At 72.5% G+C, this 13,157-nt stretch carries 11 protein-coding genes; 8 read left to right on the plus strand and 3 right to left on the minus strand.

Annotated features, from left to right (window positions below; all coding sequences use genetic code 11):
• The first annotated feature begins 66 nt into the window (after positions 1–66).
• The 7 genes from ACWGIS_RS27930 to ACWGIS_RS27960 all read left to right on the plus strand — a co-directional run bounded on the left by ACWGIS_RS27930 (position 67) and on the right by ACWGIS_RS27960 (position 8,826).
• Complete coding sequence (locus ACWGIS_RS27930; protein WP_453365210.1) at positions 67–1,242, plus strand: Gfo/Idh/MocA family protein; 1,176 nt, start codon at positions 67–69, stop codon at positions 1,240–1,242.
• Positions 1,239–2,081 carry a DUF6807 domain-containing protein gene (locus ACWGIS_RS27935; RefSeq protein ID WP_453365211.1) on the plus strand — a complete coding sequence of 281 codons (843 nt, stop codon included), beginning with the start codon at positions 1,239–1,241 and terminating at the stop codon, positions 2,079–2,081. Before ACWGIS_RS27930 ends, ACWGIS_RS27935 begins: the two co-directional genes overlap by 4 nt.
• Positions 2,078–3,646: a family 43 glycosylhydrolase gene (locus tag ACWGIS_RS27940; protein WP_453365212.1), complete on the plus strand. Its 1,569-nt coding sequence runs from the start codon at positions 2,078–2,080 to the stop codon at positions 3,644–3,646. The genes ACWGIS_RS27935 and ACWGIS_RS27940 overlap by 4 nt, the downstream gene beginning before the upstream one ends.
• Positions 3,647–3,913: 267 nt before the next feature.
• Positions 3,914–5,266, plus strand: coding sequence for an ABC transporter substrate-binding protein (locus ACWGIS_RS27945; RefSeq protein ID WP_453365213.1), 1,353 nt, complete (start codon positions 3,914–3,916; stop codon positions 5,264–5,266).
• 116 nt (positions 5,267–5,382) lie between these two features.
• The gene (locus tag ACWGIS_RS27950) at positions 5,383–6,189 is read left to right on the plus strand and encodes a rhamnogalacturonan acetylesterase (RefSeq protein WP_453365214.1); all 807 of its coding nucleotides are present in this window, start codon (positions 5,383–5,385) and stop codon (positions 6,187–6,189) included.
• 18 nt (positions 6,190–6,207) lie between these two features.
• Entirely contained in the window at positions 6,208–7,536 is a 1,329-nt protein-coding gene (locus tag ACWGIS_RS27955) for a pectate lyase family protein (RefSeq protein ID WP_453365215.1), read from the plus strand.
• A gap of 168 nt (positions 7,537–7,704) precedes the next feature.
• Positions 7,705–8,826, plus strand: a complete 1,122-nt coding sequence (locus ACWGIS_RS27960; protein ID WP_453365216.1) for a pectinesterase family protein — start codon at positions 7,705–7,707, stop codon at positions 8,824–8,826.
• Positions 8,827–8,997: 171 nt separating this feature from the next.
• Here the strand turns inward: ACWGIS_RS27960 and ACWGIS_RS27965 are convergent, their stop codons facing one another.
• The 3 genes from ACWGIS_RS27965 to ACWGIS_RS27975 form a co-directional block, all read right to left on the minus strand.
• Complete coding sequence (locus ACWGIS_RS27965; RefSeq protein WP_453365217.1) at positions 8,998–9,828, minus strand: pectate lyase; 831 nt, start codon at positions 9,826–9,828, stop codon at positions 8,998–9,000.
• A gap of 148 nt (positions 9,829–9,976) precedes the next feature.
• The gene (locus tag ACWGIS_RS27970) at positions 9,977–10,849 is read right to left on the minus strand and encodes a hypothetical protein (protein WP_453365218.1); all 873 of its coding nucleotides are present in this window, start codon (positions 10,847–10,849) and stop codon (positions 9,977–9,979) included.
• Complete coding sequence (locus ACWGIS_RS27975; RefSeq protein ID WP_453365219.1) at positions 10,846–11,412, minus strand: SigE family RNA polymerase sigma factor; 567 nt, start codon at positions 11,410–11,412, stop codon at positions 10,846–10,848. The genes ACWGIS_RS27970 and ACWGIS_RS27975 overlap by 4 nt, the downstream gene beginning before the upstream one ends.
• A 254-nt stretch (positions 11,413–11,666) precedes the next feature.
• Between ACWGIS_RS27975 and ACWGIS_RS27980 the strand changes: the two genes are divergently transcribed.
• Positions 11,667–13,118, plus strand: a complete 1,452-nt coding sequence (locus ACWGIS_RS27980; protein WP_453365220.1) for an NCS2 family permease — start codon at positions 11,667–11,669, stop codon at positions 13,116–13,118.
• Positions 13,119–13,157: the final 39 nt, after the last annotated feature.

A 13,157-nucleotide genomic window follows, 5' to 3' on the forward strand; every position in this document is an offset into this window, starting at 1 on the left:
GCCGCCACGTCAACCGGCTGTCCCCGCCCCCCTGTCGGCGCCGGGCACGGACGCGGGGAGGAACCGATGAGCACCGGGAAGAACGGGGCGCCGCTGCCCGTCGTCCTCGCCGGCGCCCGCGGCCACGGCCGCTGGCATCTGGCCAACATCCGCCGGCTCCAGGACAAGGGGCTCGTCCGGCTGGCGGGCGTCTGCGAGCTGACGCCGCTCACCGACGAGGAACTGGACGGATTCACGGCACCGGGGCAACTCCCGGCGCAGTCGGCCGACTTCGGCGCCCTCCTCGACTCCACCGGCGCCGGGATCGCGGTGATCTGCACGCCCATCCCCACCCACGCCGACCTCGCGCTGACGGCGGCCGGACGGGGCGTGCACCTGCTCCTGGAGAAGCCGCCCGCCCCGTCGTACGCCGAGTTCCAGAGGATGGCCGAGGGCATCGCCGCGGCCGGTGTCGCCTGCCAGATCGGCTTCCAGTCGCTCGGCTCGCACGCCGTGCCCGCCATCCGCGAACTGATCGCCGAGGGCGCGCTCGGAGCGGTGGCCGGGATCGGCGCGGCCGGCGCCTGGGCCCGGGACGAGGACTACTACCGGCGGGCGCCGTGGGCGGGCAGGCGCCGGATGAACGGTGCCGACGTGGTCGACGGCGTGCTGACCAACCCTCTCGCGCACGCCGTCGCCACCGCGCTCGCGCTCGACGGCAGCACACGCGCCGAGGACGTCGCCGGGATCGAGACCGAGCTGCTGCGCGCCAACGACATCGAGTCCGACGACACCTCCTGCGTCCGCGTGACCACCCGGGACGGCGGCCTGGTCACCGTGGCCGTCACCCTGTGCGCCGAGCACCCGGACGAGCCGTACGTGGTGGTGCACGGCGACAGTGGACGCGTCACCTTCTGGTACAAGCAGGACCGCGTGCTCGTGCAGCGGTCGGGACGCGGCCCCGAGGAGATCGAGTACGGCCGCACGGACCTGCTGGAGAACCTGGTCGCCCATCTGACGGACGGCACCGACCTGCTGGTCACCCCCGAGTCGACCGGCGCGTTCATGAAGGTCGTCGAAGCGGTCCGGCGGGCCCCGGACCCGGTCGCGCTGCCCGAGGACGCCTGGGAGGCGGTCCCCGGGGAGAACCGCCGGGTCGTCCGCGGCATCGACGGACTGGTCGCGGCCGCCGCCGACACCCTCGCCCTCTACTCCGAACTCGGCGCCCCCTGGGCGCTGTCGAACGAGGTGAGCAGCCGATGAACCACGACTCGCCGGTCCTGCGCGTCGCGGGCCGCCCGGTCGGCCGTTACGTCACCCGGCCCGAGCTGCCGTCCAGGCTCTCGCCCCGCCCGTACCTCCACCCCGTCACCACCCTGGCGGGCACGGCCGTCACCGAGCTGAGCCCCGCCGACCACGCACACCACCTCGGCGTCGGTGTCGCCGTTCCCGACGTCGAGGGGCACAACTTCTGGGGCGGACGCACCTACGTCCGCGACCGGGGACCCACCGAGCTGGACAACCACGGCGCCCAGCGGCACGGCGGCTTCCCGCTGCGCGACCCCGACGGCTTCGTCGAGGAACTGCGCTGGATCGCCGCGGGCCGCGAGCTGCTGCACGAACGCCGTACGGTCGCCGCCACCGGACTCACCGACACCGCCTGGGCGCTGGACTTCACGTTCTCGCTCACCAACACGACCGGGCGGGCGCTGTCCATCGGCAGCCCCGCCACCAACGGGCGGCCCGGCGCGGCGTACGGCGGCTTCTTCTGGCGGGCCCGCAAGGAGGCCGGGGCGCCGCGCGTGTTCACCGCCGACAGTGAGGGCGAGGAACGGGTCCACGGCTCGCGTGCCGACTGGCTCGCCCTCGTGGGCGGTTCCTGGACGCTCGTCTTCGCCGGCGCCACCGAGGACACCCGCCGCGACCCGTGGTTCGTCCGCACCGCCGAGTACCCGGGCGTCGGCTCCTCCCTCGCCCACGACGAGCGGCTGCCGCTCGCCGCCGGGGAGACGGCCGTCCGGCGGATCGTCACCGTGGTCGCCGACGGCCACCTGGACCGGGACGCGGCGGCGGCCCTCGTACGGAAGGCGGTGAGCCCATGACCAGCCACTTCAGCGCGGACCTCGGGGACGGGACCTACCGCAACCCCGTCCTGGACGCCGACTGGTCCGACCCCGACGTCCTCCGCGTCGGCGACGACTTCTACCTGACCGCCTCCAGCTTCGGCCGCGCCCCGGGCCTGCCCCTGCTGCACTCCCGGGACCTGGTCAACTGGACGCTGGTCGGCCACGCCCTCGAACGCCTGGAACCCGCCGGGGAGTTCGCGGTTCCCCGGCACGACGGCGGTGTCTGGGCACCCTCCCTGCGCCATCACGACGAGCGGTTCTGGATCTTCTGGGGCGACCCCGACCACGGCGTCTTCCAGGTCAACGCCCCCGAGATCCGCGGACCGTGGACCCGGCCGCACCTCGTCAAGGAGGGCAAGGGGCTCATCGACGCCTGCCCGCTCTGGGACGAGGAGAGCGGCGAGGCCTATCTCGTCCACGCCTGGGCCAGATCGCGCTCCGGCGTCAAGAACCGGCTCACCGGCCACCGGATGCGCCCCGACGGCACCGGACTGCTCGACGAGGGCAAGGTGATCGTCGACGCGGACCGGATCCCCGGCTGGTTCACCCTCGAAGGACCCAAGCTGTACCGGCACGACGGCTGGTTCTGGATCTTCGCGCCCGCCGGCGGAGTGGAGACCGGCTGGCAGGGTGTCCTCCGCTCGCGCGGCTTCTTCGGGCCCTACGAGGAACGGATCGTGCTGGAGCAGGGGGACACGCGGGTGAACGGTCCGCACCAGGGCGCCTGGGTGCGCACCGCGTCCGGCGAGGACTGGTTCCTGCACTTCCAGTCCCGCGGCCCCTACGGGCGGGTCGTCCACCTCCAGCCGATGCGGTGGGCGGACGGCGGCGGTACCGGAGCGGACGCGGACGGTGAGGCCGGCTGGCCGGTGCTCGGCGACGCGGGCACCCCCGTCGCCGTGCACCGCAAGCCGGACCTGCCGCGCCAGCCGCCGCACGCGCCGGCCACCGACGACGACTTCCCCGGCGGGCGGTTCGGCCGGCAGTGGCAGTGGACCGCCAACCCCCAGGACGGCTGGGCCACCCAGCACTCCGCCGACGGGCTGCGGCTGACCTGCGTACGGACGGCGGACGCGCACGATCTGCGGCTGCTGCCGAACGTGCTCACGCAGCGGCTGCCCGGGATCCCCGCCGCGGTCGAGGTCGAACTCGCCCTGGCGGAGGGGGAACCGGGTGCCCGCGCGGGACTCGCCGTCCTCGGGGACGCCTACAGCTGGATCGGCCTGGAACGGGGGAGCGACGGGGCGGTCCGTCTCGTGCACCGCTTCGCCGAGCCGGTGGCCGAGCGGGAGCGCGACGCCGCGCACCCGCGGCCCGCTCCCGGCGGACGGGTGCGGCTGCGGATCGACATCGGCGCCGGAGCGCGCTGCCGTTTCTCCTGCGACCTCGGTGACGGCCCGCGGCCCTCCGGCCCGGTGTTCGCCGCCACGCCCTGGCGCTGGGTCGGCGCCCTGCTCGGCCTCTTCGCCCTCGCGCCCGCCGGCACCGGACACGCCGGCGCGGCCACCTTCACGCAGTTCCGCGTCACCGCGACCCCCTGAGGGTCGACTCCGCACCTTTCGTACGCCAGCCGGGAGCCGCCATGTCACACCCATCGAGCAAGCGCTTACCAAAGCCGCCGACGGCCCGCCCGACGGCCGCCGCCGACCCGGCGGGTCACGACGGCCCGGCCTCCCATGCCCACCACTGAGCCCCCCGACCGGCCCCTGGACCCCGAGCCCTCGACGGGACTCGCGGGCTTCCGGGTCCGGGGCAGTACTCGCAGCACCCACCACCCCGTTGGATCCAGCAGGAGAAGAGAGCCGACCATGAAGAGCAGCATCCGGAGAAACAGCCGAGGCGGACACCGCGCGGCCACGGCCGTCGTCCTGAGCGCCGTCCTCGCGCTCACCGCCACCGCCTGCGGAGACGACGGCAGCGGTGCCGGCGGGGACAAGGGCGACGAGGGATCGGGCAAGGGCGAGATCACCTTCTGGGACAACAACACGGCCGTCCGCCGTGACGTCTGGATGGAGATCATCAAGGACTTCGAGAAGAAGTACCCCGACATCGAGGTCAACTACGTCGGGATCCCCGCCGAGAGCGTCCAGTCCAAGTACGACACCGCCATCCAGGGCGGCGGCCTCCCCGACGTCGGCGGGGTCGGCGCCGCGATGCTCTCCGGGATCGCCGCGCAGAACGCCCTCGAACCACTCGACTCGCGCCTCGCGAAGAGCCCGCTCGACGGCAAGCTGAACCAGGGCATGCTCGACTCGGTGAAGGTCGCCGGCGGCCAGGACAAGCTGTTCACCGTCCCGACCTCGGCCAGCAACGGCGTGCTGTACTACCGCACCGACCTGTTCAAGGCGGCCGGTCTGGAGGCGCCGACCACCTGGTCCAAGTTCTACGAGGCGGCCGGCAAGCTCACGGACAAGGGCAAGAACGAGTTCGGCTACACCATCCGGGGCGGCGCCGGTTCCATCGCGCAGGCCCTGGACGCGATGTACGGGCAGACCGGGATCACCGAGTTCTGGGACGGCGACAAGACCACGGTCGACGACCCCAAGAACGTGGCGGCGCTGAAGAAGTACGCAGCGCTCTACAAGAAGGCGACCCCGTCCGCCGACGTCAACAACGACTTCACCAAGATGGTCTCGCAGTGGGACAGCGGCAAGATCGGCATGCTGAGCCACAACCTGGGCTCCTACCAGGACCACGTGAAGGCGCTCGGTGACGACAAGTTCCGCGGCCTGCCGAACCCGACCACGGACGACGGCACCCGGGTCCAGGTGTCCAACCCCGTCGACGGGCTCGCCCTGTTCAAGTCCAGCAAGAACAAGTCGGCCGCCTGGCAGTTCATCGAGTTCGCCGCCTCGCACGAGTCCAACAGCAAGTGGAACGAGTCGGCGGGCGCCATCCCGTCGAACACGGAGGCGGCGCAGGACGCGTGGATCCAGAAGGCCGAGCCGACCAAGCTCGCGGCCGAGGCGCTGAACAGCGGCAGCACGAAGATCGTGCAGCTGCCGTACTACCTGCCGGACTGGAACACCATCTCCAAGACCGACAACGAGCCGAACTTCCAGAAGGTCCTGCTCGGCAAGATGTCGGCCGAGGACTTCCTGCACAACCTGGCCGACCAGCTCGACGAGGCCCAGGCGGAGTGGAAGCAGCAGCAGAAGTAGCGGCTCCGCCCCCGAGCGCGGGGGCCGGCGGCGGTCCGCCCGAGGGCTCCGCCGCCGGCCCCGCCCCCGCCCCTCGCGACTCACCCCGCAGCACGCCGAAAGCGAGGCACCCCGACGTGTCCCTCACCCGCAGACAGGTCACCGCGGCGGCCCTCGCCGCCGTTCCGCTCACCGCCGCGGCGGCGGCCCCGGTGTCCGCCGGCCCCGCGCCGCAGGGGCCCCGGCGCGCGCGGACCCTCTTCATCGCCGGTGACTCCACCGCCGCCCAGAAGTACGCCGACGCAGCGCCCGAGACCGGCTGGGGCATGGCCCTGCCGTTCTTCCTCCACAGCGACCTCACGGTCTCCAACCACGCCGTGAACGGGCGCAGTTCGAAGAGCTTCGTCGACGAGGGGCGCCTCGACGCCGTCCTCGCGGCGATCCGGCCGGGCGACCTGCTGCTCGTCCAGTTCGGCCACAACGACGAGAAGACCGCCGACCCCACCCGCTACACCGAGCCCTGGACCACCTACCAGGACCACCTGCGGCTGTACGTCGACGGGGCGCGGGCCCGGGGCGCACGGCCGGTGCTCGCCACCTCCGTCGAGCGCAGGAGGTTCGACGCGGACGGCGCCGCCCTGCCCACCCACGGCGACTACCCGGCGGCGATGCGGGCGCTCGCCGAGGAGGAGGGCGTCGCCCTGCTGGACGTCCAGGCCCTGTCGGTCGCCCTGTGGCAGAAGCTCGGCCCGGAGGAGACCAAGAGGTACTTCAACTGGACCGCCACGGAGCAGGACAACACCCACTTCAACCCGCCCGGTGCGATCGCCGTGGCCCGCCTCGTCGCGGGCGAGCTGCTGCGCCGCCGGGTCGTCGCACCGCGGGACGCGCGCCGGCTCGACGACGAGATTCCCGAGTCCTGGATCACCTGGCCCACCGCCTGACGGAAAGAGAGCCGCACGATGAGCACACTGAAATGTCATGGACGTGTCATAGGGGGCCTGCGGGCCGCCGTGTCCCTGGCCGGCTGCACCGCCCTGGTGCTGGCCGTCACCGGGACCACCGCCGAGGCCAAAGGCCGCGACCTCGGCCGCGAGACGCTGGCCGCCGGTGACGGCTGGGGGTCCGCCGGTACGGGCACCACCGGGGGCTCGGCGGCCGACGCCGCGCACGTCACGACCGTCACGACCTGGGAGCAGTTCCAGGCCGCGCTGCGGGAGGGCGGCAGCGCCCCGAAGATCATCAAGGTCAGGGGCACGATCGACGCCAACGCCGCGGGCTGCTCCTCCTTCGCGGCCGACGGCTACGACTTCGACGCCTACCTGGAGAAGTACTCCCCGGAGAACTGGGGCCTGGACACGGACCTGGAGGGCGAGCCGGCCGACAGCCCCGAGGGACTGCGCCGGGTCTCGGCCGCCAACCAGGCCGCGGCCATCAAGGTGAGCGTCCCGGCCAACACCACGATCATCGGCGTCGGGAGGAACGCGGGGCTGAAGGGCGCCAGCCTGCAGATCACCGGCGTGGACAACGTGATCGTCCGCAACCTCACCGTCGAGAGCCCCCTCGACTGCTTCCCTCAGTGGGACCCCACCGACGGCGACAAGGGCAACTGGAACTCCGAGTACGACAGCGCGGTCGTGTACGGCTCCACGCACGTCTGGCTGGACCACAACACGTTCACCGACGGCGCCCATCCGGACAGTTCGCTGCCGACGTACTTCGGCATGGTCTACCAGCAGCACGACGGCGAGCTCGACATCGTGAAGGGCGCCGACCACGTCACGGTCTCCTGGAACGTCTTCACCGAGCACGACAAGACCCTCATGATCGGCAACAGCGACAGCGCCGCCACCGCCGCAGTCGACCGCGGCCACCTCAAGGTGACGCTGCACCACAACCTGTTCTCCGGCGTCGTCGAGCGCGCCCCGCGCGTCCGCTTCGGGCAGGTCGACGCGTACAACAACCACTACGTCGCCGACAGCTCGTACTCCTACAGCCTCGGCATCGGCATGGAGTCCCAGCTCGTCGCCGAGAAGAACGCGTTCACGCTGCCGGCCGGCGTCAGCGCCGCGAAGATCCTCAAGAAGTGGAAGGACGCCCCGGTCACCGCCACGGGCAACCACGTCAACGGCGCACCCGTCGACCTGATCGCCGTGCACAACGCGGAGATCCCGGCGGAGACGCTCCGGTCCGGGGCCGGCTGGACGCCGACCCTGCGCACGCGGGTCGACTCCCCGAAGGCGGTCCCCGGCATCGTCGACCACCGCGCGGGCGCCGGAAAGATCTGCTGACCCCTCCGCCCCCCGGCCGGGCCGGAGCGGCTCCGCACGCGCCCCGCACCCGGGTCGCGCCGCTCCGGCCCCCTTCGCCGTCCCTCCCCTTCTCTCCTCTTCCTTCCCTCCCCACCACCGCCTCCGCGGCCCGGCGAAGACCCCGGGCCGCAGCGAAGGAGCATCACCGTGCCCTCGCACCATCCCCGGCCCGCCCCCGGCCGCAGGACCTTCCTCGTCGCCAGCACCGGAGCCGCCCTCGCGCTCGGACTGTCCGGCGCCGCGCACGCGGTCCCGCGGTCACCCTTCGGCCGGTACGGATCGCCCGCCGACCGCCTCACCGAGCAGACCGTGTACGTGGACGCGTCCGGCGCCGGTGACTTCACCGGTGTGCAGGCCGCGGTCACCGCCACGGCCGGCGGCGGCACCACCCTCGTCATCGCCCCCGGCGTCTACCGCGAGACGGTCGCCGTCGCCGCCGCCCGTACGGACATGACCTGGATCGGCGCCTCCGAGGACCCCCGTGACGTCGTCGTCGTGTACGACAACGCCAACGGCACCCCGAAGCCCGGGGGCGGCACCCACGGCACGACCGGGTCCGCCACCACCACCGTGCAGGCCGACGGCTTCACCGCCCGCTGGATCACCTTCGCCAACGACTGGCTGCGCGCCGACCACCCGGAGATCACCGGCACCCAGGCCGTCGCCCTCAAGGTCCAGGGCGACCGCTCCGCCTTCCACCACTGCCGGTTCCTCGGCCACCAGGACACGCTCTACGCCGACTCGATGGCTCTCGGCACCTTCGCCCGCCAGTACTACGCCCACTGCTACGCCGAGGGCGACGTGGACTTCGTGTTCGGCCGGGCGACCGCGGTGTTCGAGCACTGCCGCTTCCACACCCTGGACCGCACCGACCTCGCCAACCCGCCCTACGGCTTCGTCTTCGCCCCGTCCACCGCCGCCGCCAACCCGCGCGGCTACCTGGTCACCCACGGCCGGATCACCGGCGGGGCGCCGGACGCGTACTACAAGCTGGCCCGGCCCTGGGTGCCCAGTTCCGACCCGACCGCGCGCCCCATGCTGACCGTGCGCGAGAGCCGTCTCGGCGCCGGGATCGACGCCCGCGCGCCCTACTCCGACATGGCCGCCGCGCACCCGTGGCAGGACCAGCGCTTCGCCGAGTACCGCAACACGGGCCCGGGCGCAGCGGTCCCGGTCCCGGAGAACCGGCCGCAGCTCACCCGGGCCGAGGCGGCTTCGGCGACCCGCGAGGCGTACCTCGGCGACTGGACCCCGTGGAAGGAGTGCTGACGGGCGCGGGCGCGCACCGGGGACGGCGGTGAACCGCCGTGCCCCGTACGGGCGGACGCCCCCGCCGGTCGTCACCGGCGGGGGCGTTTACCCCAACGGCGTTCACCGGCAGGGGTGTTGCCCCGCCGGCCGAGTGGGTTCGGCCGGCGGGAGTCCGAACGGGCGGGGCGGTCAGTCGTAAGTGACGTCCGACGCCTTGTACTTGCAGGTGGTGCCGTCGGGGCCGCTGCCGAGCTGCGTGGGCTCCTTGCCGGTGTTGTTGCCCTGGAAGCGGACGCACGGCTTGATCTTCTTGCCGCTGTCGCCGTGGACGCGCACCCGGCTGAGCGTCGCGGTGTCCCCGTAGTTGGCGTTGACGCCGACCAGCGTCTTGGCCGGAGCGGTCACGTCGACGTCGTCCACGACGATCGTGCGCTTGTACTGCTTGGAGCAGTTGCCGCACGAGCGGACCAGCTTGCCGAAGTTCTCGACCCGGAAGCCGGTGACGGTCACCTTGCCGGCGCCGTTGAACTGGAACACCTTGTCCGAGGCGGACCGTGCGCCGCCCCCGGTCACCGTGTACGTGGCCGACGAGGACTTGCCCTTGAAGCTCGCCGCGTCCTCGCCGACGTCCAGCCACCACACGTTCTGCAGGGTGCAACTGCCCGTGCAGTGCACGCCGTCCGCACCCGGGGTGCCGATGACGACGTTCTTGAGGACCGCTCCGTCCGCCAGCTCGAAGACGGGGTCCTGGCCCTCGGACTGCCCGCCGTCGCCGAGGGCGCCGCTGCCGTAGAACTTCTGCAGCTTGCCGTCGTAGGTGCCCGACACCTCGATCGTCTTCGTGACGGCCTTGCTGCCCTTGGCGTCCGGCCAGGACGTCGCGGCGCCCGCCGTGCCCAGCATCGAGGTGGTGACGATCGCCGCGCCGGTGAGGCCGAGAGCGGCCGCGCCGCCGATGACCGCGCGCCGCCGGGTGATCCTGCGGCGGTGGCGTACGCGCTGTTCGACTCGTGCAGTCATGAACCGTGTTCCTTGGGGGTGGGGGATGATCTCTACGTCCCCTGGTCGCCGCCCGCCGGGAAAGGGTTGCCGCCCGCGCGAACTTTTCCCGCACCAAATCCCCGCGGGTCGCGGCCCGTTCCTCCACGGGCCGCGTCCGGCTCAGGCCCTAGGAGTCGTCCTCGCCGCGGCGCGCGAAGTCGCCGGCCACGCTCAGCCGCACGTCCGCCGTCTCGGCGGTCGCCGCGTAGCGGTCGTCCTCCGCGTCCCGGCCGCCGCGCGCGTGGTCGTACTGGCCGGCGAACACCCACTCGCCGGCCGGGACGCTGCGGTCCGCCTTGAGGACCCACGTGTAGACGAGGAACCCGTCCCGTTCGTCCACCGTGACCGTGAAGTCCTCCTCCGGCAGCGACCGCCAGGCACCGGCCGACGACACCCCGTCGGTGAGCGCGATCCGCAACTCCACGGTGAGCGCGGTGAGCCGTTTCCCCGTCTTCAGGGTCACGTTGCTCTGCGCCCAGAAGTCGTTGCTGTTCGGGTCGACCGACCCGTCCGACCACAGCGGGCCGTCCTCGACACCGGCCGCCGGTGACCGCGGCGTCGCCGGTGCGGACGTCCCGGCGCCGTCCCGGGCCGTCGGCGTGTGCGACGGGGACGCCGCCGGCTTCCCCGACCGCTCGGGCGCGCCCGTACCCTTCGGCGGATCCGCCGGCCGCGGTGCCCGGCTCGTCGCGCCCGGGGAGGGGTCGGGGGACGGGGAGACGGCCACGGTCCGCTGCGCGGGGCCCTCGTCCCGTACGGCCGACGCGACCGCGTAGCCGCCCACCGCGAGGACACCGGCGACCGCCGCCGTGGCGCCCACGACCCGGACCCAGCCCCGCGCCCGGGGGCGTGCCGCGCGCGCGGGCCGCTCGTCGGCGCCCGCCATCCCGCGCTCGACGCGGGCCAGCATGCGGGCCCGGTCCGGCTCGTGCGCCCCGGCCGCCTCCCGCAGCCTGCCACGCAGCTCGTCGTGCACGTCCCGCGCCTTCGCCTTCCTCATCGGTCCGTTCCTCCGGCTCCGCCCGCGCGCAGCACCGTCGCGTGCACGCGGCGCGGTGCCTCCGCCGTCCCGAGGAGCCGCTGCAGCTCGGCCATGCCCTTGGACGTCTGGCTCTTCACCGTACCGACCGAGACACCCAGCGCGAGTGCCGTGTCCTTCTCCGAGAGGTCGAAGGCGTGCCGCAGCACCACACACGCGCGCTTGCGGAACGGCAGCCGGCGCAACGCCTCCTGCACGTCCACCACTCCAGGTACGTCGGGGTTCTCGACCCTGTCCTCGCGCTGTGACCAGAACAGGGTGATCCGGCGGCGTTCGCGCACCGCGCTGCGCACGCGGGTCCGGGCGAGGTTGGCGACCACGCCCCGCGCGTACGCCACCGGGTGGTCCGCGGCGCGCACCCGGTCCCAGCGGTGCCACAGGGCGAGCAGCGCGTCCGCCGCGAGGTCGTCGGCCGCGTCCGCCTCACCCGTCAACAGGTGCGCCAGACGCGCCAGTTCCGCGTAGTGCCGTTCGAAGAAGGCGTGGAACTCCGCGGAGGCGGCGTCGTCGACGACAGTGCCCACGGGCGACTTCTCCTCGCGTCTTCTCGGCGACCGGTGCGGGGGCGCGTATACGGCCCCCGGTTCGACCCGGGCGCCGACTCGCGGGCCGCCAGGGCGAGATGCGTGAGCGTATCAGCGTACGTACAGGTCTTCGAACGGCGTATGGCGGGCCGAACCCGATTCCGTAACACGGGGAAAACCTGAACGGGGCGCATCACGGGAACAATCCAGCCAGCATCCGCACACCCGCCACGCAGGCAACGAGGAGCAGCCCCATGTCCGATGCGCAGAAGGTGGCCGACCGCCCGGCGTCCCCACCGCCCGCCGGGAACGGCGTCGACCGGTTCTTCAAGATCTCCGCCCGCGGTTCCACCTTCGGCAGGGAGATACGCGGCGGCTTCGCCACGTTCTTCACCATGGCCTACATCCTCGTCCTGAACCCCATCATCCTGGGCAGCGCGAAGGACAAGTTCGGCCACCAGCTCGACACCGTTCAACTCACCACCGCCACCGCCCTGGTGGCCGCCGTCATGACGATCGTGATGGGCATCGGCGGCAACCTCCCGCTGGCCCTCGCCGCGGGCCTCGGCCTCAACGCCGTCGTCGCCTTCCAGATCGCCCCGCTGATGAGCTGGGACGACGCGATGGGCCTGATCGTCCTCGAAGGGCTGCTCATCTGCGTGCTGGTGGTGACCGGCCTGCGGGAAGCCGTCATGCACGCCATCCCGCAGCCCCTGAAGCAGGCGATCAGCGTGGGCATCGGCCTGTTCATCGCCTTCATCGGCTTCGTCGACGCCGGGTTCGTCAGCCGCATCCCCGACGCCGCGAACACGACCGTCCCGGTGCAGCTCGGCGGCACCGGAGCGCTGGCCGGCTGGCCGATCCTCGTCTTCTGCCTCGGCGTGCTGCTGACGATCGGACTGCTCGCCCGCAAGGTCAAGGGCGCCATCCTGATCAGCATCGTGACCATGACGGTCGTCGCGATCGTCATCAACTCCGTGGCGGACGTGAAGAGCTGGGGACTCACCACGCCGAAGGTCCCCGACGACGTCGTGGCCGCACCGGACTTCGGGCTGCTCGGCGACTTCAGCCTGTTCGGCGCCTTCGGCGAGGCGAGCGCGATCACCGTGGTGCTGCTCGTCTTCACGCTGGTCCTGTCCGACTTCTTCGACACCATGGGCACGGTCGTCGGCATCAGCGCCGAGGCGGGCCTGCTGGACGAGGACGGCAAGGTGCCGCAGCTGGGCCGGGTGCTGTTGATCGACGGAGTGGCGGCGGTCGCCGGAGGCGCGGCCTCGGCGTCCTCCGCCACCTCGTACATCGAGTCGGCGGCGGGTGTCGGCGAGGGCTCGCGCACCGGTTTCTCGAACCTGGTCACGGGCGGCCTGTTCGCCCTCGCGCTCTTCCTGACCCCGCTGCTGACCATCGTCCCGCTGCAGGCCGCCGCCCCCGCCCTCGTCGCCGTCGGCTTCCTGATGATGACCCAGGTCAAGCACATCGACTGGGAGCGCTACGAGATCGCGATCCCGGCGTTCCTCACCATCGCCGTGATGCCGTTCACGTACTCGATCACCAACGGCATCGGCGCGGGCTTCGTCTCCTACGTCCTGATCAAGACGGTCCTCGGCCGGGCGAAGGAGGTCCACTGGCTGCTGTGGGGCGCCTCGGCCCTGTTCCTGGTGTACTTCGCCATCGACCCGATCGAGCAGATCCTCGGCGTGAAGTAGCCACCGGTACGCCGGCGGGCCGCCCTCCGGGTGCGAGGG

The sequence above is a fragment of the Streptomyces sp. NPDC054842 genome (genome assembly GCF_053611025.1).